The sequence below is a fragment of the Paenibacillus sp. 01T47 genome, assembly GCF_056398245.1.
This window is the reverse complement of record NZ_JBFTPA010000001.1, coordinates 301,254-325,914: the sequence shown is the minus strand read 5'-3', so window position 1 is coordinate 325,914 and position 24,661 is coordinate 301,254. Positions and strand designations below refer to the sequence as shown.

The 24,661-nt window shown below is 39.8% G+C and carries 23 protein-coding genes, 1 pseudogene and 1 riboswitch; of the genes and pseudogenes, 3 read left to right on the top strand and 21 right to left on the bottom strand.

Going from position 1 to position 24,661, the window contains the following annotated elements; all coding sequences use genetic code 11:
- Positions 1–30: 30 nt before the first annotated feature.
- The 4 genes from fdhD to AC1DOV_RS01345 all read right to left on the bottom strand — a co-directional run bounded on the left by fdhD (position 31) and on the right by AC1DOV_RS01345 (position 5,517).
- Entirely contained in the window at positions 31–840 is an 810-nt protein-coding gene (gene fdhD, locus AC1DOV_RS01360; protein ID WP_339206430.1) for a formate dehydrogenase accessory sulfurtransferase FdhD, read from the bottom strand.
- Positions 841–897: 57 nt separating this feature from the next.
- Complete coding sequence (locus AC1DOV_RS01355; protein WP_477548965.1) at positions 898–3,252, bottom strand: FdhF/YdeP family oxidoreductase; 2,355 nt, start codon at positions 3,250–3,252, stop codon at positions 898–900.
- 265 nt (positions 3,253–3,517) lie between these two features.
- Positions 3,518–4,006, bottom strand: coding sequence for a translation initiation factor IF-3 (gene infC / locus AC1DOV_RS01350; RefSeq protein ID WP_477549215.1), 489 nt, complete (start codon positions 4,004–4,006; stop codon positions 3,518–3,520).
- A 101-nt stretch (positions 4,007–4,107) separates the two neighbouring features.
- Positions 4,108–5,517, bottom strand: a complete 1,410-nt coding sequence (locus AC1DOV_RS01345; protein ID WP_477548964.1) for an MATE family efflux transporter — start codon at positions 5,515–5,517, stop codon at positions 4,108–4,110.
- A gap of 162 nt (positions 5,518–5,679) precedes the next feature.
- Here AC1DOV_RS01345 and AC1DOV_RS01340 point away from each other — a divergent pair, with 162 nt between their 5' ends.
- Positions 5,680–6,564, top strand: a complete 885-nt coding sequence (locus AC1DOV_RS01340; RefSeq protein ID WP_477548963.1) for an AraC family transcriptional regulator — start codon at positions 5,680–5,682, stop codon at positions 6,562–6,564.
- A gap of 133 nt (positions 6,565–6,697) precedes the next feature.
- Here AC1DOV_RS01340 and AC1DOV_RS01335 read toward each other — a convergent pair whose 3' ends face one another.
- Both AC1DOV_RS01335 and AC1DOV_RS01330 read right to left on the bottom strand, forming a co-directional pair.
- Entirely contained in the window at positions 6,698–7,882 is a 1,185-nt protein-coding gene (locus AC1DOV_RS01335) for an acyltransferase family protein (RefSeq protein WP_477548962.1), read from the bottom strand.
- 135 nt (positions 7,883–8,017) lie between these two features.
- A complete protein-coding gene (locus AC1DOV_RS01330) occupies positions 8,018–8,551 on the bottom strand; it encodes a VanZ family protein (protein ID WP_477510960.1) in 534 nt (177 codons plus the stop codon).
- Between the two features lie 293 nt (positions 8,552–8,844).
- Between AC1DOV_RS01330 and AC1DOV_RS01325 the strand changes: the two genes are divergently transcribed.
- Entirely contained in the window at positions 8,845–8,976 is a 132-nt protein-coding gene (locus AC1DOV_RS01325; RefSeq protein ID WP_256710911.1) for a hypothetical protein, read from the top strand.
- Here AC1DOV_RS01325 and AC1DOV_RS01320 read toward each other — a convergent pair.
- Positions 8,969–9,163, bottom strand: coding sequence for a hypothetical protein (locus AC1DOV_RS01320; protein ID WP_441878029.1), 195 nt, complete (start codon positions 9,161–9,163; stop codon positions 8,969–8,971). The genes AC1DOV_RS01325 and AC1DOV_RS01320 overlap by 8 nt on opposite strands.
- A 40-nt stretch (positions 9,164–9,203) precedes the next feature.
- Positions 9,204–10,709, bottom strand: a complete 1,506-nt coding sequence (locus AC1DOV_RS01315; protein ID WP_477548961.1) for an alpha/beta fold hydrolase — start codon at positions 10,707–10,709, stop codon at positions 9,204–9,206.
- A gap of 151 nt (positions 10,710–10,860) precedes the next feature.
- Here AC1DOV_RS01315 and AC1DOV_RS01310 point away from each other — a divergent pair, with 151 nt between their 5' ends.
- Positions 10,861–11,040 carry a hypothetical protein gene (locus AC1DOV_RS01310; protein ID WP_477548960.1) on the top strand — a complete coding sequence of 60 codons (180 nt, stop codon included), beginning with the start codon at positions 10,861–10,863 and terminating at the stop codon, positions 11,038–11,040.
- A gap of 215 nt (positions 11,041–11,255) precedes the next feature.
- Here the strand turns inward: AC1DOV_RS01310 and AC1DOV_RS01305 are convergent, their stop codons facing one another.
- The 13 genes and pseudogenes from AC1DOV_RS01305 to AC1DOV_RS01245 form a co-directional block, all read right to left on the bottom strand.
- Complete coding sequence (locus AC1DOV_RS01305) at positions 11,256–12,215, bottom strand: copper amine oxidase N-terminal domain-containing protein (protein WP_477548959.1); 960 nt, start codon at positions 12,213–12,215, stop codon at positions 11,256–11,258.
- Between the two features lie 24 nt (positions 12,216–12,239).
- Entirely contained in the window at positions 12,240–12,974 is a 735-nt protein-coding gene (locus AC1DOV_RS01300) for a hypothetical protein (RefSeq protein WP_477548958.1), read from the bottom strand.
- Positions 12,975–13,329: 355 nt separating this feature from the next.
- Positions 13,330–13,414: riboswitch (cyclic di-GMP riboswitch) on the bottom strand.
- Positions 13,415–13,525: 111 nt separating this feature from the next.
- A complete protein-coding gene (rfbB, locus tag AC1DOV_RS01295) occupies positions 13,526–14,530 on the bottom strand; it encodes a dTDP-glucose 4,6-dehydratase (protein ID WP_477548957.1) in 1,005 nt (334 codons plus the stop codon).
- A 292-nt stretch (positions 14,531–14,822) separates the two neighbouring features.
- Entirely contained in the window at positions 14,823–15,278 is a 456-nt protein-coding gene (locus AC1DOV_RS01290; RefSeq protein ID WP_477548956.1) for an SDR family oxidoreductase, read from the bottom strand.
- Between the two features lie 49 nt (positions 15,279–15,327).
- Positions 15,328–15,888 carry a dTDP-4-dehydrorhamnose 3,5-epimerase gene (gene rfbC, locus AC1DOV_RS01285; protein ID WP_477548955.1) on the bottom strand — a complete coding sequence of 187 codons (561 nt, stop codon included), beginning with the start codon at positions 15,886–15,888 and terminating at the stop codon, positions 15,328–15,330.
- A gap of 18 nt (positions 15,889–15,906) precedes the next feature.
- Positions 15,907–16,785 carry a glucose-1-phosphate thymidylyltransferase RfbA gene (rfbA, locus tag AC1DOV_RS01280; protein ID WP_477548954.1) on the bottom strand — a complete coding sequence of 293 codons (879 nt, stop codon included), beginning with the start codon at positions 16,783–16,785 and terminating at the stop codon, positions 15,907–15,909.
- A gap of 170 nt (positions 16,786–16,955) precedes the next feature.
- Positions 16,956–17,578 (bottom strand): annotated as a pseudogene (locus AC1DOV_RS01275) (IS30 family transposase); the annotation flags it as partial.
- 186 nt (positions 17,579–17,764) lie between these two features.
- Entirely contained in the window at positions 17,765–19,183 is a 1,419-nt protein-coding gene (locus tag AC1DOV_RS01270) for an MATE family efflux transporter (protein WP_477548953.1), read from the bottom strand.
- 103 nt (positions 19,184–19,286) lie between these two features.
- Positions 19,287–20,057 carry a hypothetical protein gene (locus tag AC1DOV_RS01265; protein ID WP_477548952.1) on the bottom strand — a complete coding sequence of 257 codons (771 nt, stop codon included), beginning with the start codon at positions 20,055–20,057 and terminating at the stop codon, positions 19,287–19,289.
- Positions 20,058–20,235: 178 nt separating this feature from the next.
- Positions 20,236–21,360, bottom strand: coding sequence for an EpsG family protein (locus AC1DOV_RS01260; protein WP_477548951.1), 1,125 nt, complete (start codon positions 21,358–21,360; stop codon positions 20,236–20,238).
- 145 nt (positions 21,361–21,505) lie between these two features.
- Positions 21,506–22,261, bottom strand: a complete 756-nt coding sequence (locus AC1DOV_RS01255) for a GNAT family N-acetyltransferase (protein ID WP_477548950.1) — start codon at positions 22,259–22,261, stop codon at positions 21,506–21,508.
- A gap of 126 nt (positions 22,262–22,387) precedes the next feature.
- Positions 22,388–23,437: a polysaccharide deacetylase family protein gene (locus AC1DOV_RS01250; protein ID WP_477548949.1), complete on the bottom strand. Its 1,050-nt coding sequence runs from the start codon at positions 23,435–23,437 to the stop codon at positions 22,388–22,390.
- A gap of 38 nt (positions 23,438–23,475) precedes the next feature.
- Positions 23,476–24,597 (bottom strand): glycosyltransferase family 1 protein, encoded by a 1,122-nt coding sequence (locus AC1DOV_RS01245; protein WP_477548948.1) that lies wholly within the window; start codon positions 24,595–24,597, stop codon positions 23,476–23,478.
- Between the last annotated feature and the right edge of the window lie 64 nt (positions 24,598–24,661).

The following is a 24,661-nucleotide window of genomic DNA, read 5'->3' as shown; positions in this document are numbered from 1 at the left end:
ATCATTTTCATTTAAAATGATATACAATCACTACCATGCTGTCAATCCATCGCCGAAATCGATTCGGTCATGATGGGTATATACATTCATCTCTCCGCCTCTAATAAAACCGACGCAGGTAATGCCTAAATCCTCTGCCAAACGAAGAGCAAGATCAGTAGGCGCCGACTTACTGAGCATGATACCGCAGCCGATTTTGGCCGCTTTCAGCACCGCCTCCGAGGAGAGCCTGCCGCTGAATGCAATCACTTTATCCGAAGTTCGAACACGGTGCAGCAAACAATAGCCGAACAGCTTATCGAGCGCATTGTGGCGGCCAATATCCGTTCTTACTGCAAGCAGCTCCGATGGCGTTCCAATGGCTGCATTATGAACACCGCCCGTGCTGCGAAATTCCGAGGATGCCTCTTGAAGCTCGCGCATAAAGCGAATACATTGCTCAGCCGATATTTTGGTGCGGGTCATGATCGTTTTGGCCGTCAGCATATCATTGTGAAAATAAAACTGCCTACTCTTGCCGCAGCATGATCCGATAAACCGTTTCGCGTAATGATCCTGACTTAACGTATGCTTATGCTCTAGCTCAACATAGGCAAAACCCGTATCCTCTTCGATCCGCAGCGATTTCACCTGACCGGCAGCACGTATAACCCCTTCGGAAGCAAGGAAACCAATGACCAGCTCCTGCAAATGTGATGGCGAGCATACCATCGTTGCAAATTCCTCACCGCCTAGCTTCAGAGTAAGCGGATATTCCGCAGCGATGTCGTCATCCTTCTCCCAGTGGCCGCTGCTATCGTATTTGAGTATGCGCCATTTTGTCGTGTTCGAAAGATCCATTCGAATACTCCCCTTCCACGCTCAGCTTGCTTATGCATCATTACGACCACAGCAGTTCTACGCCGGCGGCTCGATTTCCAGCTCCACAATCCGCTTCTCCATATACTTGGTATCCTTAAAGGCATGATAGGTTTCAGCCTTCTCCACGATAACGGAAGCATTATACTCTGGTATGCCTGCAAACGGCTCATATACTCCTTTTGGAAATAGACTATTTCCTTCCGGCCAATACAACTCGATATTGCCTGGCGCAATATCCGCTGGTTTCGCCCTGCCATGGAAGCTCCCGCTTCGGTTATATACAACAATCGCATCACCTTCGGCGATCGCAAGCTCCGACAAATTCGCTTCATTCATCAGCACGTCGTAGCGCCCTGCATCGTTAAATGCATCCTTCTCGCCATAAATCATAGAGTTAAACTGCTTTCCGCGCCTTGTCGTTGCATAGAAATGCCCTTCCGGTATACGCAGCTCTGGCAATTCAATGGGCAGCAGACTGCCCTTCCCGTCAGAAGTTGGACAAAAACCACCCTCGCACAGCCACGCCCCGCCCCATTGGAATACGTCACCTTGGTTCCGCAGCAGCTCTACGCCCTCGTAGTTCGGTGAAGCCATCGCAATCTCTTCCCTCACGCTAGCAGCGTCTTTGAACGCGATAGCCGCTTTGAGCTCCGGCCTAATGCGTGCAGCTAAATCCGCATAGATTTGCCACTCCGCACGCGCTTCTTCGATCCTCGGCCCTTCAATAGTTGGCGAAAAATAAACCATTCGTTCCGTCGAGGTTGACGTACCTCCGCCTGGCTGTTCATACCTTGTCATGGCAGGCAGTACGATAACTTCCTCCTGCGCATCTACAAGTGTCGAGCTGTTCAGCACGATATCCTGATGCACCCGCAATTCGACGCTCTCTAAGCAGCGCTTCACAAAATCAGGATCAGGCATCGTCTCGATAAAATTGCCGCCTGATGTATAGAACAGCTTCAGCTTGCGATCCGCATGCTCCTTCAACATTGCGTTTTCAAGCGATACGCCAACAATGTCCCCTTGCCAATCCGGTAGCTTGAAGCCCCAAAGCTCCTCTAAACGGCGGATATCCGCTCCTTTGAACTCACCGCCAGGCAGACTGAAGGGGTCAGCCCCCATTTCGCCTGAGCCTTGAACGCCGCTATGACCGCGAATCGGCATCAAGCCGCAATGCTCCCGCCCGAGAAAACCTCGGAGCAGCGCAAGATTGGCAACCTGCGAAATATTGTCCGTGCCGAATCGATGCTGCGTCAGTCCCATGCTCCATACGAATACGCCTGACTTCGCCTCGGCAAGCAAAGCAGCGAAAGCCTGCATCCGCTCTCTCGTCAGCCCGGATGATTTCTTCAGCAGCTCCCAGTCCTGCTGCTGAATATGAGCCTTCAGCTCCTCGTACCCCTTCGTATGCGCGCTTACAAAAGCATGATCGATCGCTGAGCCTGGCTGCTCCTCCTCCATCTCAAACCAGCATTTCATGACGCCGTGCATGAAAGCAATGTCACCGCCGATATTCACCTGATAGAAATCGTCTGCCAGCTTCGTGCCAAAGAGAGCTGATTCCGGTATAGACGGTATCCAGTAGCCCTCCATTGCCGGCTCGCGATAGGGGTTGATCACGATGATTTTGGTACCCTTGCGCTTAGCTGCGTACATATACTTAGTCGATACAGGCTGATTGTTCGCTGCCACACTGCCCCAAAAAACGAGCACATCCGTACCAATCCAGTCCTTATAATTGCAGGTAGAGGCGCCTACCCCAATAGAGCGCTTCATCGCTGTTTTGGATGGAGAATGGCAAATGCGGGAAGCGTTATCGATGTTATTTGTCCCAATGAGCCGAGCCGCCTTTGCCGCCACATAATAGGATTCATTCGTTATCCCGCGCGCAGTTAAGTAGAAAGCCATCTGCTTCGGGTCTATTGCCCTCGCTTTGGCAGCGATGCGGTCCAGTGCCTCATCCCATGAAATTCTGCGAAAGCTTCTTTCTCCCTTGCTTCTTATCAGCGGGTAAGGCAGCCTTCCCAGCTTGCGCAATTGCGTGCTATCGAGCTTTCGCAGCTCCTCAATATCGCCATGCAGCACATCGCCTTTGATAGCAGGCATCGTATTCAGCCGCAAGACATTCAATCTCGTCGTACAAATATGAGGTCCTTCCAGCGTCTGATCATATAAACCGGACACGCCAAGCGCACAGCCGTCACATACACCCTGCGTCAAAATCCGATACGCATACGGCAAGCTGTCTCGGTTATCCCACGCTACCTTGAGCGTATCACGAATATGATGCGGCTTAATGCGTCCTAGCCCAAACGGCGCTTTGCTCACCCACAGCTTAGGGTCTGGCAGCCTCGGCAACTTGATCGGTCCTGTATGCAATGTTTTCTTCATTAATGATTCACCCCGTTAATGATCATTATGGAACGATTGCCATTCTACTTACTAAGCTACCACAAATGAGTAAGCGCATACATTTTATATTTGAAAATAGATGCAAAACAAGAAGCCTTCACATCAATCATCCTATCAGCTAACCTATATGTAGCTTTAGGAGAAAGCAGTTGCCTCCTCCTGTTAGTTCCTGTTGTCGCCGCCATCAGAAAGGCTCTATACGCAATAGTTACACCGCTGCTTACCTTTCACATTCAACATACCTTTATAAAGGCAGCACCTGCACCGCTGCTTGCTTCCCGCTTACTTGTATGCCGGATTGCTTCTTGCCGCTCTCCTCCAGATCCTTCAGCATGCGCTCCAGCAGCTCCTTCGCTTTGGGGCCTTCCTTGCCTTGAATTTTTACAACGAGCTGCACGCCGTTGCCTGAACCAAGAAGCTTCGCTGCCTGCCGCAGCTTCGTATCATAATCATGATCTTCTATATGCGCTGTCAAGCGGAGCTCTTTTATTTTGCTAGGCTGATCCTTTACCTTTGCCCCGCGCTTCTCTTGGTCAGCCTGTTTCTTCGCTTGCCCTTTGGCTACCAGCTTGCATGGCGGAGGACTGCTCATAAGCGAGGTGCAGACCAAATCCACTTTCAATTCCTTTGCTTTTGCCAGCGCTTCATCACGCGAGACAATACCTAGATCCTCGCCTCGCAAACCAGTCAAGTGCACCTCAGAGGCGCGTATTTTTTCATTCATAATAACCATCGATGCCATATCCGTTAATCGCTCCCTTGCCGTGAATACGGAAAACAGCAGCCTTCACTTGCGAAGCCGCTGTCTATTCCTTCCTCTATTATACGCTTTTATTAGATATCCAGCGCGGTTTGTTTATGTGTTTTTCCACTAATGCCGCTCTCTGCACTTCTCTTCCCTTCGGCTTCATCCCGCTCTGCTCTGCGCAGAAACTTTTGGCCTCTCCAGCGAATTAAAGACAATATTCCGCGGATGTACTCATCTAAGATCATGCAGGCATATATCCCGATCAAGCCCCAGCCAAGTTGAATTCCCACAAAATAAGCTAATCCCGTTGCAATCAGCCACATCGAGAATACCGAAGTCCACATCGTAAAACGGGTATCGCCTACCGCATTTAGTGAATTGCCGAGCGCCATATTGATCATTTTGCCCGGCTGCAGCAGTAGATTCATTCCGAGTAGGGACACGCCTAACGCTACGATTTCTTTGTTCTCAGTAAACATGCCTAGCAGCTGCTTGCCAAACAAATAAATAAGAAACGCGTTAACCGTCACCACCGCAAGCCCAATCCACATCGCTCGGAAGGCGATATGGTACGCCTCTTTGACCTTGCCTGCTCCAAATAGATGGGCAATCTGAATTTGTACTGCCAGTGCAATCGAATAACCAAGCATGAAGCAAAAGGACTCCAACGTATTCATATACGTCCGTGCCGCCAGCTCATTCGAGCCGAGAATAGCCAAAAAGGTGAAAATAAGCAGCTGCGTAAATACCCAGCAAGACATATTTACGCCAAGCGGCCATCCAATACGGAGAATTTCGCCGAACAGCTTACGATTAAATACATTAAAGTCACTAAGAGCAATTGTACGTTCAAACGAGCTAAGGAACATAATGAACAGCACAATCGTAGCGAGCAAGCGGCATAACACGGTTGAGATGGCTACGCCCATCAAGCCCCATTTTGGAAAACCGAATGCCCCGAAGATGAACGCATAGTTGAAAAAAACATGCACAACGTTCATTCCAATTGCCGTATACATTGGCCCCTTTGTATTTCCCGTATTCCGAATCGATGTGCTAAGCGCCGACATCAACGCAATCAATACCATCCCGCCGCCGACTATCGAGATATACGTCTTTGCCAGTGGAATTAAATTTTCTGGAAGCTGCAGCACTGCAGCGATCTCGCCTGGAATGAGGATGAGCAGCCCGCTAAGCAAAAGCCCAATGATGGCACTTACTTTCACCGCCATTATCGCGATCGTGCGAGCGTCCTCGCCATTTTTGGAGCCTATTTTTTGTGCAATGAGTATGCCCGCTCCACTCGCGACCGTTATAAATAAAGTCGTCAACGCTTGAAACAGCTGGTTAGAGAAGCCTACTACCGCTACTGCATCATCCGATATCCGGCTCACCATCAGCGTATCCGCCGCACCGAGCAAAAATTGTAAAAACAGCTCTATGAATATTGGCCACGCCAGCATCCAGAGCGAAATCTTTTTGTTAGATAAAGCCATCCTGTTGTCCTCCTGCATCGGCTGCCTAATAGCGGCCGTATCCGTTGTCTTATCATCAATCGTCATATCAAATTATAGATGCTATACTGAGCTTGATGTATCACTTTTACAACTGAAACTATAACGATTCAAACTTCAATATTTGAAGGAGAAAATCCTAACATGACCATCATTCATATGACGATTCCACCGCTGCCGCATTATATCATTGGGGGTTATACGGTTGCCCCTTCTGGCCGCAAGCATCCAAGCAGATGCAACATTAATGTGTTTGATTTGCTTGTCGTAACGCGGGGCTGCTTATACATGGGAGAAGAAGATCAGCATTATGAAGTGAGCGCAGGGCACGCACTTATTCTCAGGCCGGATGCCCATCATTACGCAACGCGTGCATGCGACGAGCAGACCGCTTATTACTGGATTCATTTTCAGACGACGGGGATGTGGAGTATAACAGATCAATCCATGCCTGAGGTACCGCCTGACAGTTCCAAAACAAGAATACTCAACACCAACATTTATACGGCACAAACCTTTGCCAAACAGCTTCCCCAGTTTGCTAAACTGCTGCAGCCCTCCAAGATGGACAGTCTGCTGCGCCAGTTGGTTCAGCTTAATATGAATGATCATATCCCCAGCGTAAAATGGAAGCAGCAGCTTGTATTCCAAGAGGTTATCGAGCATTTATCCGCATCGATGGAAGCGGAGGGGCCTTCTCCCTCTATTTTGTGCGCAGAGCAAGCAGCTTCCTATTTGCGAGAGCATTATCGTGATAGCATAACCGCGCAGGAGCTGGGAGACAGCATTAACTTTCATCCCGTTTATATCGCAAGATGCATGCAGAAGGAGTTTGGCTGCGCGCCATTCGATTACCTCATGCGTTTCCGGATTGAACAAGCAAAGCTGCTGCTGCTTCAAACGGATCTGCCTATCGCCCGCATAGGAGAACAGGTCGGCTTTAATCACGCTGCCTATTTCACCTCTTGCTTTGCCAAATACGAGAGCATATCGCCGCGCAAATATAGACAACGATTTTCTCATGGGTAAGGATGGGTGCATTCCTGCCAAAACATTACACCGAACATCAGGCTTTTCCTTCGACATCAGTCACTTGCCTGCTTGCTCATAAAAAAGGAACGGCTCCCACTAAGGGAACCGTTCCTTCCTTATGCCCTATTGATTATGCACCGGTCGATACGCCATCACTGCCGCTTACAGCAGCCGTACTTGGCTTCTTGCCCCAGCCAGTAAGCCACTTGCCTAACCGAATGGATGGCAGCTCTATGAAATAGTAGCTTAGCGCCCCGGCTCCGAATGAAGCAACAAAGGCGAGTATCACAATAAACGTTGTTTCCAGCTCGCCATTCAGCAGATGGATGAGCGACAACAGGATGATCATATGATACAAATAGAGACTGTATGAGATTTTACCTAAAAACAATAACGGCTTTCGCTGCAGCTGCCTCGATAAACGAACGGATGATAGCGCTGTAATAATGAAGATCGAAGCGCCGATAGCCGTCATCCAATCGCCGCTGTGCGGCATGAGCATGTCATGGAAGTCCTCGCCATAACCGATCCATTTGAACGAATAGAAGCACAATCCGATAATAAGCATCAGCATAACCCGCCAACCATGCAACCGTGAAAATGCTGACTTCAGCTCTTTCTGATATTTGGCCAGCAGCGCCCCTATAATGAAGAAAGAGGCATAATGCAGCGAGATCACAAAGTTCGTCATATATTTCGTTTCAAAATTTTCAAGCATAATTTCAGCACCAATGGATAAGACGAGTGCCAGCGGCAGCCCTACCTTCCAGCTGCTTTTTACAATAATGAACATAATAAACGGGAACAATAACGAGATACGCATTTCATGAACGAGTGTCCACAAAATCGGATCATACCTCGTCGTATTGTAGTTTCCTACGAACAGCAAATGATGAATGATTGAGGTCACATTAGGGGGGATCACCCACAGATTGTTATAATAGCTCGTCAAATTCGTCAGCTTCGATACATAGACGATTTCCCTCATTAATATGGCGATCAGTAATGCGACGAGAAAAGGAATGTAAATACGGCAAATCCGCTTAATCACATATTTTGAATAGGATTGCTGGCGGTTGCTGAAAAACGGCAAGGAAAGTACAAACCCGCTGAGCAGAAAAAACATAATGACCGCTTCATGACCGCCCCATATCGCATGCAGCGGCGTGTATTTAAACAGGTTAAGCGGGTAATCAAAATAGCTGAGATCCGACGTATTTTGCGCAATAGGCGCAAATACCAATAAGAAATGACCAATCATTACGGCTAATGCCGCCAATCCCCTAAGTGAATCTAATTCCTCATAGCGCTGCAAGCTGCAATTCCCCCACATTTACCGAATCTATACAATGTCAAAGACGATTATAATGGATAGCAGCCTGCTTTGTCCGCAACTATTTTTGCACGCCGCCCGCAAGCTAAAAATGATTAATTAGAATAACTTCTATCATCAATATTGAGATCGATTCCGTGACCTTGATCGCCACAGCTTCACCACTCCTAAGATACACAAACAGATGAGCAATCCCGTACATCCCCCTACAAAATCAAGAACGACATCAGTTGCGTTACCCGTACGCTCGTCAGAGCCTAATTGATTCCATTCATCCATAGCCGGGACAGCAATGGCAACCGTCAGAGTAAGTATAATGGAAAGGAACCAGCGTCCGCGGGTCAGTGCTCGCAGGAACATAAACATCAACGCAGTAAAAGTCGCATACACAAACAAATGTGCGCCCTTTCGAAACAAAAATTCGATAAAGCTATAAGGCCGATCATGTGAATTAACGATGCTCGTTCGATAGGTAAGCGTAACATCCGGCAGCCATCTAACTAACTGATCGTATGTAAAGTGACTGCGCAAAAACGGCTGAATACTTTGTTGTTCATATGTTTGGGATGAAAATAGGAATAAAAGCCCGAGCCACCCTACTAATAATAGCCCCCACAGAATAGTCGGCTTCCATCTAGCAGGTCTATACATATTCAATTACACCTCCTGTAAAGCAACCAGCTTCCAATTTATTATCCCTCTATCATACTTGAAAAAAACACTCAAACAAAATGCGAGCATAGGCGTACTAAATTAGGCATGCCAAAGAACGGCTTGCTCGCAAAAGTGAAGCAGCCGGCGGCGTTGAAATTTTCAACTGAGAAATAAAGAAATATAATCCATCAATTATCAATATAAATGATATAAAAGTCCTATTTCAATATAGTCAATAAGCCTAAAGTTTGGTATTATAACTAAAAAGAAGTGAAATGAGGGCGATAGACATGTCTAGTTATTTAATGTTTACTGAGCTATCAACGCCATTGAAATGGTTTGGAATTCGGATTTTCAAGGATGAGAACGGCAGCTACTGGTATAAATACAAACAAAATAAACGTAAACGTATTTTTAAATAGAGCTATCGTCATCTAATAATGTACGTGATGCACAATTTTCCTCATTCATGCAGCCTCTCTCAAATCTTACGCAATCATAGCAATTAAGAACAAGATCAAGCGCCCTGCTTGCTCCCAACACTTCATCAGCTTGATAAGACTGGCACACTAATAGCTTATCGATCATTTCCTGCCGCAGCAACTCAATCGTCTGCTCTAGCTTTATTTTGTGTAGAACAGTATTTCTATTAATGGTCCCTCACCTCTCCCTGAGCATGCGTATTACGAACGGTATCAACATTTAGTTCCTCGCTATACATATTGCTTATTCTTCTCATCACTTGACTAGCCGCTGCAAAATCGCCATCTTTTTTATAGCTATCTGCGAGCGATTCAACAAGGCCCAGCAGCATGTATTCCAGCCTGCTTCGTTCCTGAACCGCCCAGTTATCGTACAAGCCTGCGAGCATTTCTTCTACAGGATAGACAAGCAATTCTTTAATAAGAATAAATTTCCTTAGTGCTCTTTTCTCCATATGAGCTTCTTCAAGTGACTGAATCCATTTCAGCAAGTCACACACGACAACCGCGTTCAGCTTAACATGGCTGCGATTAGCAACAATCGGATTCGTCCCCGCCGTATCGAACAATCCTTTTAAATGAGAAAGACTAACTCGCAGCAAATTACTTGCTTTGCTAATCTCTGCAAGTGGCCATAACGCATCGCATAACTGTTCTCTGGTCGGATTCGGGTAAAACATTAAGTAAACAAGCAATCTCTTCGCATTACGCTGCTGCCAGCCACTCGGTATTTCCTGGCCATTAATAAATACACGAAATGCTCCAATTAGCTTGACCTCGAGCAGCACATCCTTGCTTGGAGTACTCTTATAGGCATCGCCAAACATTTTAATGGCATCGATCCTCATTAACCCAAGCAGCGGATCACCGACATGAGTGCTCTCCGTGCTACTTAAAGGGTTGGAGAGGAAATCTAATATCTTCTGAGCAGCATAGGTCTGATTATCTATAAACACCAAGCTAGCTGCATCAGGCACCGTTACCGAGAACGCATTCGGAATAAACTGCGCCGTAATCTTCGACATATAGGATGGATATATCGTATCTTTGTCCCCCGCCATAACGAGGCAAGGCTTATTAATTGCGGATAAGTCATCCAAAGGATTCTCGGCTGCAAAGAGCTCAATTAATTTAAAATACACCTCCATGTCACACTGCAAGTACGCCTCTTTTACCCACCTTGTCTCTTCCCTATCCTGAGGCAGACAGGTCACTAAACTAGCCATCTGCTCCGCCAGTGCATCTGCCACACCGTTCTCAGCATACCTCCGGCGCAGCTCAACCGAACGCTCCATTGCCTCAGGAGGATAAAACCCAATCGTCGAAATAAGAACAAACGACTTCACTCGCTCCGGGCGGCTCATTCCATACCTTGCAGCAAGATTACCGCCAAGTCCGTGACCGACCAAATGTGCTTCCGTTATGCTATATAAGTGGAAAATGTCATCAAAATCATTGCAAAGCAGCTCCCATGTTAACTGAGAACCGTCATGTGATCGCTCCCCATGCCCGCGCAAATCATACCGTACAACATGATACCGTTTAGTTAGCACAGCAGCCAGCGGCTCCCACACACGAGCATTTAGACCTAGGCCGTGTAAGAGTACTACAACTTCAGCATCAGGATCAGAAGTGCACTGATTGAATTGGTAGAACAAATTAAATATGTCCATAGTCCCCCTACATTACCACTACTGTATGATTTTAGGTTAGTCTGTAATGCTAGTGTAATGCAAATTTTAGTACTATGGTAGTGGCTTTGCTAGTGAAATGAGTCATTTTTTTACATTTTACAACAAATTCTTGTAAGGGGAGACAAAAAACATGCAAAGCAAGCTATTTGAACGCAGCTTTTTGCTGTTAATGATCACTCTGCTTGATTTGGGTAATCCTTTTCTTGTTAAAATATATCAGGAATTGGATTGGAAAATTCATTATACATTTTCAATCTGCATGACAACCTACAATAAGCTGAACGTACCGCTAACGACTTACAAGCCTTAAAATTTGTATTTAAGGAAGTGTGGGCTAAATAGGAGCCCTTATCCCCTATAGCTGCAACTGATTTCTTATAACTAAGATAAATTATAAATAAATGCAAGCAAATGCATTTATCACTTCTTATCATTGGAAAGATAACGCAAAGCAGGGGCAGAAGAAGTCATCGCGACCTCTTCTGCCCCTGCTTTAATTTTACAAAAAAGAAGTGAAAACTCCTATTACATCAAACCTTCTGCAATAGCTCTTCCTGCTTCAAGCTCTTTGTTAAAGGCTTCTCTGTAGGAAGCAAGAACGTCTGTGCTATACCCATTCGTCGTCAACTTAGCTTTCGTATCTGACATGATAACTTCAAACCTTGCAGAGCAATTGTCTACTTCTTGAAGTCCTTTAGCTTTAAGCTGAGCTTGAACCGTCTTATCCGTTGCCGCTACATACTGCAAGCCAATATCCATAAGAGTTACCTTGCAGCTTTCTTTCAGCGCAGCAAGCTTGTTCTCTGCTTCTGCCGTAATTTGCTCATACGTCGGTTTAACTGGTACGCCACCACCGCCGGCATTACCCGTACCGCCTGTACCACCAGAGCCTCCAGTTCCGCCACCCGTGCCTGGAAGAACGACTCCGCCGCCACCTTGCTCAGCTCGATATGCTGCTGACTCACCGCTAACTGTTTTCGTCACCGGATCGTAGCTAATCTGCGTGCCTACTGATTCTGACAAGAAACGAATGGGCACATAGATCGAGCCTTTATAGGCATAGAGGGATTGACCAGCCGGCAATGCCTTCGTCTTTCCATTAAACACAAGAGTTGCATTAACTGGCTGTATCGCAATCGTAACGCTCGTTTGCGGCTTCTGGCTGCCCGTAGCGGCACTTTGCAATTGTTTCTTCAGCGCTGCAAGCTCTTTCACTGTTGGCTCGGAGATCGTCGCTTTCGCACCATCCCAATTCACTGTTTTTAGCAGTGCGTAAGAAATATAACGAATCGGTACGTATGTACTTCCTTGATGAATAAATGAATATTGTCCATCGGGCAGTTTAAGCGCTTGTCCATCAAATTGCAGCTTAATGGGCTGTGTCTTTGTCTTAATTGTTTCGGTTGCTGCGGATGCAGCGGTTGCAAGTACGGATGACAACATCATTACAACCAGAAAAATAGATAGAATACGTGACTTTTTCATAGAGCCTCCTCAGAATAGTAAAGCTTACTTGTTTAGCGAGTTTGCAATTACTGCAAGCGCATTGGCTCTAGCACCAGCCTTCGCACTCTCGTATTGCGCACTCCAATCCGGAAAGCTTTGCTCACCTAGATCGGCTGCTTTATACTCGCTCTTGGCATTGCTTATTAATTGATTGAATCTGGCATCACAATCGGCTTCCGCAGAAAATACCTTATTCAGATATTTACTTTGAATAGTAGCAAGCGTAGCTTCTTCATCCCCGCTAAGCTCTTTCGCAATCTGCTTAACCAAGCTATTGCTGGTTGCTTGACACGAAAATTTCAGTTTTTCCAGCTTTGCTGTAACCGAAGCATCAATCTCTTTTTTCTTCTGGGACTTATTTTCGGAGTTTGTAGATCCCTTATCCGGCTTTTGTCCCTTGTCTACATTATTAGACGCTTCATCTGGCGGCAAAGTTGCGCTCGGACTAGGTTTAAGGACTTCATCTGGCTGCGTCGTTGGAACTAGATCAGGCTCTTGTGATGGAGTAGCATCAGGTTCTGAAGTCTGATCTGTCTGATTAGTAGATTGTTCATTGGGCTGCTCCGTAATCTTCGGTGACTCTTGCCCTGCATTACTATCTGCAGCTTCTTCAAGACGCCCATTCAGTTCATCTACCTGATTTAACTTCGAATAGAGACTCATGCTTCCATAAATGACAATACCGATAACAACGAGCGCACCTGCGATAATCAAAATTGTTTTGTTCGTTTTTTTCATTGTTTTGGTTTCATATGAGCCACTAAAGAAGCAATGATTGCATATGAATCTCCTTCTTAGATTTTAAAATAAAAAAACTGACGCTTCATAGTGACGGGGCGTCAGCTTGCGGATATAGCGTTTTCAGATCTGTTAACGACGCCCTACGTGCTAGTTCATGAGACAGCTGCTAGTTTATTTTTGTGATAAACAATCCTCAAATAAATCTCCATGCGCTTTTTCTCATCTAAGCAATCTTTCCACAGCAATTCATTGAATCCCATACAGAGCTGATGCCATTCACGTACAACGTTTGCGCGCATGAACATAATAATAACCTCCATGTTTCCACATAAACCACGCGGGAGGCACGATATTCGGTAGCTGGCTGGCAGTCTTTTAAAAGATAAGCCCCTGTAGCTTTGCGTCACCATTTTTCAATGGTTTTGCCTTTATCGTGTGGGTTATGCGGTTGTTTTGTTTAATGGTATGGTAACAAAATTGTTGGGGGGTGTATAGGGTATATTTGTTAACAATGTAGAACTGATGTTAGTAACAAGATATAGTCTTAATTACTCATCATTGCTCTTATAATCACCGCTAATAATACATTCCCACCAAATCTTGTTGGACAAATACCATTCTATGGTTTGTACTATCCCTGTCTCAAAGTTAAAGGTTGGCTTCCATCCGAGCCTTTCTAACTTAGAAGAGTCAATAGCATAGCGTTTATCATGTCCTAATCTGTCCTCAACATATTCTATGAGATCTTCAGATTTTCCAAGCGTCTTAATTATTGTCTTTACCACTTCTAGATTCGTACGCTCATTATGACCACCTACATTATACACCTCACCGCTAATACCTTCATGTAGAACCAGATCTATTGCTGTACAATGATCGTATACATGCAACCAGTCACGTACATTCTTGCCGTCTCCATACACTGGAACCTTTTCATCATTAAATACACGCGATATGGTCAAAGGAATAAGCTTCTCCGGAAAATGATACGGTCCATAATTGTTTGAGCACCTTGTAATATTAACAGCCATGCCAAACGTCTCGTGATAAGCTCGTACTAGCAAATCAGAGCCCGCTTTACTTGCACTATATGGACTGTTAGGTTGAAGCGGTGTTTCTTCTGTAAAGAAGGTTGTCGGATCGAACTCCAAATCACCATAAACCTCATCTGTGGAGACATGAACAAATTTTGTAACTCCATATGTCCTTGCAGCTTCCAGCAGCACTTGTGTTCCCAAAACATTCGTACGAACGAATACGCCTGGATCTGTAATGGAGCGATCCACATGGCTTTCAGCCGCAAAATGTACGACATACTTAATTATTTCCGATTCGAAAATTGAAGTAATCGCGTCACGATCCGCAATATCTGATTTCAAAAATCGATAATTCTCTTTATTCTCAATAGCTTCATGCTTAGATAATTCACCGGCATACGTTAATAGATCTAAATTAACGATTTCATATTCCGGATATTTGTTAACCATATATTGAACGAAATTACCGCCAATAAATCCAGCGCCGCCGGTAACGAGTACTTTACTTCTAGTCATTTGTCCACCCCAAATGTGAATTTATTTAAAAAAAGTAAATAGTATCCTGCCAGTTTGGAAGGCGATTAAAACTATTATCCTCTAGTTTCTACTTGGACATTCTAGAAATAGACCACCAAACAGCAGGAGTAGGGTAACGCCCGGTTGGAATTCCTTCTACGATAACCTCTTTTCCAGCTTACTGAAACATCTCTATTGAAAAATCCACCCAACTACAAATTCCTTTATTTAGAAGCATGATAAGTGCCATATTTTGCTGTCTGGATCATATCTATTAATAATTTAGCCAGATCTAAAGTGTATGTAGGGAACCAATTTGATCGAAAACTACATTTAACAGATTTCGGCTTTCGGCTAATCTAAGCATGGTTTTCACAAAGTTATTTCCATTCACACCGAAAACCCACGATATACGAACAATAAAAGATGTCTGAATTAAATCTTGTACGGCTAGTTCGCCTTCATATTTCGTTTGACCGTAATATCCAAACGGATTAGGCTTATCCAACTCCATGAAGAGAGCCTTACCTTCACCATCAAATACATAATTCGTACTAATATACATAAACTTTGCGCCAATCTCTTTAGCTAATGCTGCCAGATACTTTGTTCCTTCAACATTGACCTTCCAGCATGTTTCTTTGTCACTTTCCGCTGTATATGCTGCACAATGTATGATGATGTCCGGTTTTATTTGAAATATGTACGCCTGAACAGCAGAATTATCTATACAACCCGTCCCTATCATATTTAAACCACTTCGCTGTCCATCACGGGCCTGTCACTATATTCTTTATCTATTCTCCATATCCAAAGTTTTGTTCAGCATCTTTGAAAAGTGGAGCTTTGGCGTCTTTATCAGATAGAATAGGTGAAATATTTATAGGCCATTTAATACCGATAGAAGGATCATTCCATACTATTCCCCGATCGCATTCAGGGGCATATAATTCATCTACCTTATATTGTACTTCCACGTCTTCTGTTAAAGTCATAAAGCCATGTGCAAATCCTTTTGGAACAAGCAGTTGTGCTTTATTATCGGCACTTAACTCGACACCATACCATTGTCCATAAGTAGGACTTCCTTGACGAATATCAACTGCGACATCGAATATAGCCCCTTTCGTACAACGGATTAGCTTTGTTTGAGCTTTTGGATTGAGTTGATAGTGCAATCCACGTAATGTCCCTTTAGCTGCCGAGAAGGATTGGTTATCTTGAACAAACTCTAATTCTAAACCAATTTCTTTGTACTTTGCTGTGCTATATGTTTCCATAAACCAGCCACGATGGTCACCAAATACACTCGGTTTAAGTAGCAATACGCCTTCTAGTTCTGTTTTTGTATATTTCATGTTTACCACGCTTTCGATTTAATACTGAATCTCACCATTTGCTACTTTCATTAAATATTGTCCGTATCCTGTCTTACTCAATTTTTCTCCACAATCCCAAAGTTGTTCTTTAGTGATCCAAGAGTTAATATAAGCTATCTCTTCTGGAGCAGCAATTTTGATACCTTGATGATCCTCTACTGTTCGAACAAAATTAGTCGCATCTACCAGGCTCTGATGTGTACCCGTATCTAACCAAGTATAACCTCGTCCTAACAATGCAACTTCCAGCTCGTTAAGTTTCAAATATGATTCATTGATTGACGTAATTTCTAACTCACCACGAGAAGAAGGCTTTATCTCTTTTGCAATATCCACAACTCGATTATCATAGAAATATAGACCTGTAATGGCATAGTTAGATTTAGGATTCTGCGGCTTCTCTTCCACGCTTAACACTTTACCAGCCTTATCAAATTCTACAACACCGAATCTTTCTGGATCTTGTACGTGATAACCGAATACAGTTGCACCTTGTTCTTTACTTGCTGCACTCTTTAAAATCTTACGAAGTCCACTACCATAGTAAATATTATCTCCTAAAATCATAGATACCGAATCATTTCCAATAAACTGCTCACCTAAAATAAAAGCCTGAGCTAAGCCATCAGGACTTGGTTGTACTTTATACTGTAATGATATACCAAATTGTGATCCATCTCCTAATAAAGCCTCAAATCTTGGTGTGTCTTCAGGAGTAGAGATAATTAATATTTCTTTGATTCCAGCTAACATTAGAGTAGATAATGGATAGTAAATCATTGGTTTATCGTAAACAGGTAATAATTGTTTGCTTGTAACCATGGTTAACGGGTACAATCGCGTCCCACTTCCACCTGCTAAAATGATACCCTTCATTTTGAAACTCCTTTCATGTATTATTCAAATTATAAGTAATAATAATAATCTTTTAAAATCAATTAAATTTTTATAATAAATGTTTAAAATTTATTTTAAAATAAGATGATTTGTCAAGCTAAGTCCGACACTTCAGCCATGAAAGATTCGTGAGCGGTCTTCCAGCCCAATCATTTTAGAGGTCTGTTGTTAATAAGGTGAATGGCTTCAGCTATTTCCTCATCCGTAACCCTTGCGAAATCGTATCCCTTGAGGAAGAACTCCCGCAGGAGACCATTGCTATTTTTGTTGGAAACTCGTTTCCAAGAGGAATAAAGTTCCGCAAAGTAGACCTTTACATCGTGAAGTTTTCCATAGCAACATAACAGACAAATTCTTTCCCTCGATCGGTTTTAGCGCTCTGAAATGCGGCTTGCTGATATTGGCTTGTGATTACACCAAAAGGCTACCTTCATGGAGTAAGCGGTGCGATCTGGCATCTTTAAGGCCATGTACATTCTTGTTTTACGTTCTATAAAGGTAGCAGCACAAGCTCGGCTCTTTCCACGACTAGAAACAATCGTATCTAGCTCCCAATGTCCAAAGGCTTCTCGCTTTCTAACCTCCTTAGGACTTTGGCTAATAGGTATTCCTGTGAGGAAGCGTCGTAAACCACGTGTTTCGAGTGGTTTACGACGCTTCCCTTTGTGGTGCAGGTGCTTTTTATATCCCATATTGCAAGTAGGCCAGCATAGAGGCATCTGTATATAGATTTGAAGCATATAAAGCCCCTTCCCTCTAACCTTCGCTTCTCTTAGCGCCCGAGCCGACCAGCCTAATTGATGTAAAATCTCTAGTTGTCCGTGCTCGACTATTCAAAAACGGGAGTAGCTTATGTTGGATTCTCCTGTAATCATGGGGTGTGGTAACTCCCATTTTACACGAATCTAATCGTGGAACTTTTTGTTTTCTTAGGTGTCGCACTTCATATTACGATCCGTCATTTCATTAATAAAGTTCTTATTTTTTTTATAGTTCTCATAATGTCATTTCTCTTCATGATTAAATAAACACAATATACAAATCCAAAAACAACAATTGAATACCATGAATCTATATACCAAGCAGATAAAATGAATATTAGTGTTACAAATAATTCTAGGAAAATATCTTTATGAATAGATATTTTAAGTATCTTAGACAATAAAAATTCTGCCAGTACAGATCTAAAAGCTAGTAAAATCACAATAGATAAAATAGCTAGATCTAAACTTTTAAGTAACTGAGTTGTTATGAAAGTTATTATTAAACTCAAGAGTAGAGATATAAGATTAATATTTAACATCATCTTTTCTTTCCTCATATTTTTTAGATAGCTATTTATTAATAGTTGCATCTTGCCTTCATAGACAAACATAGGAAATACTAGAATCATATACATCAAGCTTTCTGCATATTGCGGCAACCAAGTTGATATTAATACATTAAGGGGGTAATAGAGTAATAAAGCAAATAGTAATATAACCATTAAAAAATCTCTCATTGTAACATAAATATCTGCTAATTTTTTGGGATCTGTTCTTCTGAGGATTGGAAACATAATAATGCCTACAGCATTTATAAATAACATTGTTAAATTCGATATACTTAATGTTAATGATACCTTCCCAAAGGTAGCTACACTCCAAGATCTTTCTATACCAAAGCGGACAACCCCTATAATTAACATGCTTGCCAGATTTGCAAACATTAACTTCATACCTATATTTATATTTTCTAAGGTTTCTTTAAAACTAAAATTAAAATTAGACAGCTTATTGAAAACAATTTCTTTACAGTAATACATTGCATATATAAGAGCTATAAATTTACTAATTAAATCAGCAATAATTAAAAGCTTATAATCCCTAACACCAAATAACAGGAAAGAGATAATTAAGATAATATAGAGTACCCTATCCAACATTGTAATCTTGGCATATTCTTTAATTCTATTGGTTGCTTGCAAAATGAAAAGTAACATAAATCTTGTATTAACGATAACTAAAGCAATAGCAACCATTTGCATGATAAATAGTCTATTGGCATTATCCATTAAGAATAACGAAGAAATAAAAATTATTACGGCTACAAATGCTTGTGAAATAAACAGCATATAAAACTGAGAGAAAAATAGATGCTTGTCTAGATCTTTATATTCCCTACCACCATACCTGAGATAAATACCATCATTCCACCCCAAATGTATAAAACCAACATAAAAAGAATAAAATAAATATAACTGCCAAAAACCATATTCCTCGACTCCTATTAACTTAGGAAGAACTAAAATAACTAAGGCAGAGGAAAGGAGTGCAGTTAAGTTTGAAGTTAATGTATAAGAAAAATTTTTAATAAATTTCAATGCACTACTATTCAATTCCTTACCATCAAATTTGCACTCATTTGATATCCTCCCTATTTATTATGTAAAGGAAATTTTAGGTTTTAAGCATTTGAAAATTTTACTTTTTTTAACCTAATTATTTTTTCTGCTTAAAATATCTAATTATTTTTAATAGTTTAGCATCTGTTTCTTTAATATTAAAATACCCAACTCTACTTAAACCATTAAGTACTATGAGTTCAAATTTACTTTTATCATATGTCCCGCCAGTTCCACCAACTATTCCAGTGAGATCGGGATAGTTTCTAAAGCAAGCTACATCAGCTCTAGCGTCTAATAACCTTTTATAGTATATTCGCTCTATACCTTTTCTATTAAAATCATCACATTCATATTGCGCATCAGATAAATATAAAAGAAAATCTTCCTTTCTAATTTTAAAGAAATTTGTAAAACACCACTTAGTATCATTTAATGCGACAAATTCATTGTGATGAGCGGCCTTACTTTTACAAATATCTTTTGAATTTCTAAGAAAAACTCTACCAGTTACTTTATATATATATTCCTCTTTCTCTAACAATTTACTGTGTTCAATCCCATATCTAATACACTGCGCTTCACCATAAGACTTACCATATTTTATTACATTTTCCACTTCACCCAAGAACGGTAAATATTCAAATTCTTTTCCGTAAGCTTTTGCATACTGAAAAAAATGTTCTTCATCAATAGAATATCCAGAGTTTTCCACAAAAACAATCTTATCAAACGAGCTTTCTTTAATATACCTTTTAATTGTACTAGTATACTGATCCAGACGTTCTTTGACGTCAGTTAGCATATTTTTAACATTATTAAATACACTAGCATCTATTGTTCCTGTTAATAGCAACGCATATCTCAAAGTATTCCCCCCAAACATCTAATTAAAATACAAAAACATTGCATTTATTTTTATAATATATGCAATATGTTCTACATATCAGATAATCACCAATTTCACCGATTAAATTTCACTTACAAACTACCCCATAAAGAAGTTCATTCACTGTATGCTAATAAACTAATAAGTATTAAATTTTCTATTTATCGTTCCAAAAAAAGAAATATGGATAAGTACTTTGCCATTCGGGTCTTAAAACTTGAATCGCTATTATGTAAGCAAAAAACAAAACAACGACAAATATCAAAATGGTGGTCTTTAAATGTCTATCTTTAATTTTTCCAATTGCATTTGGAAGATAAACAATTGCAAATACACTATATATTTGACTGAATCTTGAGAATATATCAACTCTTAAAGCAACTAGCATAATTACACAAGCAATCAATATAAATACTGACTGAATTTCATCATGGTTTGTTTTAATGTAACTTAAACTTTTTTCTTTAATATTGGTTACTTTCGATTTAACTATCTTATTATTAAAAATCTCTCCGGCAAATAGTATTATTACCATAACTAATAACCCAAGTAATGTGGCTAATTTAACTTCGCCTTCAGCTTTGGCGGAGTACACATATGGGTAATAATGAGGAAAAAATGTTAATATCACATTTATAGATTCTTCAAGAAATAACAAAAGAAATATACATGATAAGGATGAGATAGTAATTAATCTCTTAGTTAATTTGAATTTTGAAATAGGATAAGCTAGTAAAAATATAAAAGCTGCATTATGGAAAGTTGTAGCTATGATAACTGTTATAACAAATTTAATAGGATGCTTTTTTATTATAAAATCATATGCGAATAATACTGTAGTAACAGCAAGCATATGCCTTATTCCACTTAATGATAAATCAAAATACCTTAAGCTAAAAAACAGTATTACACTTAGCCAGGCCATATTAGAATATTTATAAATAAACCTTCCAACTCCAAAAAATATATAAATGCTTGTAATTATTAATAATACTTGGTGGTGATGAAATATTGAACTTAACCATTTATTTAAATACAAATACCCTATTTCAAACCGGCCTTGATAAGGTGATATGTCACCAGACTGCATAATATTATTGAATATTTCTACATAAGCAATAGTATCGTTTCCAACAGTAATTGACCTAAACATTGATAAAAAAGAAAACAAAGCCATATTATAAGTGACATATAAAAAGTTAAACTTCTTACCACTTGCTATTGTTTTAAAAAATAAAGCACTAAATATCATATTAAAAATCAGAAAAATAAATAGACCCATTAAACCACCTCTGGAACCGCTAATTGTAATTGCTAAAAACTAATTTTATAAACAACTAAAGTTTTCTAGCAGTTACTATCTAGACTATTATAATAAATTTATTTTAAACAACACGAAAATAATTATATACCTAATCAATTCATAATTAAAAAAGCGTGTCAATTTTATATACTGGTATATCTATACTATTTGATCCATTTCTGGTTACAGTTACCAGACCTCTTCCTAAATATCCTTTTACTGAATAATTAAAACAAATCGGAAACTTTGGAATATTAAGATTAAGTGCATCCTCTTTATCAATACCCCCCATAACAAAGTAAATATTAAAACGTTGTTTTTTAAGAAGATATGTTTTATCTTTTATTGAAAAACGATAGAGGGAAGTTCTTGATTTGTTGTTTTTATCTCCTAGCAACCATGCCAAATACTTTCTATCAATCCTGTCTACAGGATCTTTACTCCAATTGAATATTTTGTATCTTTTTTTATCCTTTTCTTTCCAACCCATTTTCAAATAGCCAGAATATGAATTTTCATTTGGAAAATTATAAACTAATGTGTCTTCATCGATTGCTTCAAGTGCCTTTAAATTCATCTTTTTGAACAATCCCTTGCCTCTATGCTCACTCAAAACTGCAGTATCACAAGGTTGAAATGCTTTTATTCCGTTAATGTCGTTTCTCCAAAATGCTCTTGCCGCAATGCATTGATTTTCAATGTAAGACAATACAATTATTGAATCCCCATATATATTATCAAAATATTTCCTAATAAACGTTTCTTCATCAAAACTAGAATTAAACACTTTTCTGTGAACTTCTATAAAATCATGTTTAGAAGAATCATCTAATTGATTTGTCCAGTATAGCTTAAATTGAATGCTATCTGACTTCTTCATGTTTTCTCCTCTTTCCTACTTTAAGTTACAGTTTAATGCTTATTTATATATCATTAATTAAATAAACGAAAATACATTTTTTATCATTTCCTTTTAAAATATTAACTATATTAGGACCCCTTACATCTAGTCAGTAATTACTCTTTTAAAATTATTTTTGATTGCTGGTATTAGTCCATTCACATAGTAATTTGGAAATGGAGATTCCGCGCTCGGATTTAATGAAATTCTTGGTAAACTATTTGTGTAATCTTTATGATTTTCAAATATGTTTCCGCACCTTGTTGTTGTAACTGTTTTAAATCCTACTCTCTTAGCAAGTTCAAATTCTCTAATACTGGCTTCATGCTTCGAGCCAAATGGATATGCGAAATGTTCTACTTTATTTTGAGTAAGCATTTCTATTCTATTTTTAGATTCCATCATTTCTTTCTTTGCAGAATCTGTATCTAATTCTCTTAAGTTATAATGATTAATCGTGTGTGCACCAATTGTAACTAATTTGTCATTAGATAAAATCCTTATTTGGTCCCAATTCAAGGTAAGTTTTTTAGTATATTCAGCTATGTCAATATCATTTTTTTCAAATAAATTGACGAACAACTCATTATGTTCATCTCTGCTTAAGCTTAAAATGTATCTCCGTATTTTTAAATATACTCTATGTTTTTCATGTCGATTTTTTATATCATAACAATGGTACTGCTCCTTATGATAAAACTTTAATATTGTATTAGTTTCTATTAAGTCTTTCAAAGCATACCACCATAATTTTGCGGTTTTATCAGGAAAGCTTGTTGTAATATAAATCGTAAAAGGTAAATTATGTTTTTTAAATATTGGATATGCTATTGTGTAATTATCAATATATCCATCATCAAAAGTAAAAACAACTACCTTCTTATTTATTTTATATCTTTTGTTTAAAATCTCATAAAACGTATCTAGGGAAACCACTTCGTAATTGTTCGATAAAAAGTAGTTGATCACTTCTTCTAAGTACTTATCTGTGACTTCTAAATCCTCACATGAATTATGATTTATTTGTTCAACTATCCTGTGAAACATTACTATGCTACCAATTCCTGAATAAATAGGAGAGAATATCTTAGTTAGTGGTAAAAGTGATGGTGAAGCTAGAATTTTTTTTGCACCTTCTTTAATTACTGTTTTCATTTTTTCTCCTTTCACTTGTAATTAATGAATCCATTTAATTATTTATTTTGAATTTCTAAATATAGATTCTCTAAGGTCCTAACACTGGATTTAACATCAAACCCTGAATCAACAATTTCTTTGTAAGTATCTCGTCTTTTATAATCCATGTCTCTTAATATCTCTTCCGCCCATTTTTCAGGTCCCTCATCAAATGACATGTATTCTACTAAATTTGTTATTCTTACTTCTCGTGGAACATTATTAGAAACAATTGTTCTTAACCCTGCAGCTTGTGCTTCAATTGCTGCAATACCTAACCCTTCATACTTTGATGGTAGTGTGAAGATATCAACCGCCTGTAATAAATCACATGTGTCTTTTCTATACCCCATGAAAAGAACTAACTCATTTAGATTTAGGCTGATAACTTTTTTCCTTATTTCTTTTTCTAACTCCCCATCACCTATTATAATTAGTTTAGCGTTCTTGTTTCTTACATGAATTTTTCCAAAGACCTCAATTAAGAATTCATGATTTTTAGCATGACATAGTCTCCCTACATGACCTATAACATAGTTATTTTCTAGATTATATTTTTTCCTTATTGATAGTCGCATTTCTTTATTAAATCTAAATTTTTCTGCTTCGATTGCATTATTAGATATAAATACTTTATTCTGATCTATTAACTTTTTTCCAAATAGAAATTTCCCAGCTTCTTTTGAACAGGCGACATAATAATTAGCAATATATCTCAAAGGTAATTGAAGTATAAAGTTTCTAACAGCACGAGTCCAATAATCCGAATAATTAATACTGTGACTATGTACCATTCGATACTTCACACCATGTAGTTTAGCAATTGAAAGATATATAGAAGCAAGACCGGTAAAATGTCCGTGCACTATTTTATACTCGTTATGTCTTTTGAAGAAGTTATTCATTTCTCTAATATATTTGAATAAATTACTATATTTCAACGGTGAAAAAATATAAACTTTACCACCAAGCTCTTTTACCTTTTTATCAAAATCACTCGAGGGCTCAACGTCACAAACAATATAATCAAATTGCACTTTTGAGACGTCAATATTTTGATGCATATTAAGTAAATAAGATTCTATACCTCCACTAGGTCTCTGAGCAAGAATTTGTAAAATCCTTATCGGTTCTTTCATAACACACCCCTATTAAACAAGAACGATGTTTATTTACAATCATACTTTTACTCTTATTAACGAA

Bases quoted from the DNA above. Each gene is read 5' to 3' on its own strand.
- AC1DOV_RS01325 (WP_256710911.1), top strand. From the start codon at position 8,845: ATGTCTAGTTATTTAATGTTTACTGAGCTATCAACGCCATTGAAATGG.
- AC1DOV_RS01340 (WP_477548963.1), top strand. From the start codon at position 5,680: ATGACCATCATTCATATGACGATTCCACCGCTGCCGCATTATATCATT.
- AC1DOV_RS01250 (WP_477548949.1), bottom strand. From the start codon at position 23,437: ATGAAAACAGTAATTAAAGAAGGTGCAAAAAAAATTCTAGCTTCACCA.
- AC1DOV_RS01260 (WP_477548951.1), bottom strand. From the start codon at position 21,360: ATGGGTCTATTTATTTTTCTGATTTTTAATATGATATTTAGTGCTTTA.
- AC1DOV_RS01345 (WP_477548964.1), bottom strand. From the start codon at position 5,517: ATGGCTTTATCTAACAAAAAGATTTCGCTCTGGATGCTGGCGTGGCCA.
- AC1DOV_RS01290 (WP_477548956.1), bottom strand. From the start codon at position 15,278: ATGATAGGGACGGGTTGTATAGATAATTCTGCTGTTCAGGCGTACATA.
- AC1DOV_RS01305 (WP_477548959.1), bottom strand. From the start codon at position 12,215: ATGAAAAAGTCACGTATTCTATCTATTTTTCTGGTTGTAATGATGTTG.
- infC (WP_477549215.1), bottom strand. From the start codon at position 4,006: ATGGTTATTATGAATGAAAAAATACGCGCCTCTGAGGTGCACTTGACT.
- fdhD (WP_339206430.1), bottom strand. From the start codon at position 840: ATGGATCTTTCGAACACGACAAAATGGCGCATACTCAAATACGATAGC.
- AC1DOV_RS01300 (WP_477548958.1), bottom strand. From the start codon at position 12,974: ATGAAAAAAACGAACAAAACAATTTTGATTATCGCAGGTGCGCTCGTT.
- AC1DOV_RS01315 (WP_477548961.1), bottom strand. From the start codon at position 10,709: ATGGACATATTTAATTTGTTCTACCAATTCAATCAGTGCACTTCTGAT.
- rfbA (WP_477548954.1), bottom strand. From the start codon at position 16,785: ATGAAGGGTATCATTTTAGCAGGTGGAAGTGGGACGCGATTGTACCCG.
- AC1DOV_RS01330 (WP_477510960.1), bottom strand. From the start codon at position 8,551: ATGTATAGACCTGCTAGATGGAAGCCGACTATTCTGTGGGGGCTATTA.
- AC1DOV_RS01355 (WP_477548965.1), bottom strand. From the start codon at position 3,252: ATGAAGAAAACATTGCATACAGGACCGATCAAGTTGCCGAGGCTGCCA.
- AC1DOV_RS01255 (WP_477548950.1), bottom strand. From the start codon at position 22,261: ATGAAGAAGTCAGATAGCATTCAATTTAAGCTATACTGGACAAATCAA.
- rfbC (WP_477548955.1), bottom strand. From the start codon at position 15,888: ATGAAATATACAAAAACAGAACTAGAAGGCGTATTGCTACTTAAACCG.
- AC1DOV_RS01245 (WP_477548948.1), bottom strand. From the start codon at position 24,597: ATGAAAGAACCGATAAGGATTTTACAAATTCTTGCTCAGAGACCTAGT.
- rfbB (WP_477548957.1), bottom strand. From the start codon at position 14,530: ATGACTAGAAGTAAAGTACTCGTTACCGGCGGCGCTGGATTTATTGGC.
- AC1DOV_RS01310 (WP_477548960.1), top strand. From the start codon at position 10,861: ATGCAAAGCAAGCTATTTGAACGCAGCTTTTTGCTGTTAATGATCACT.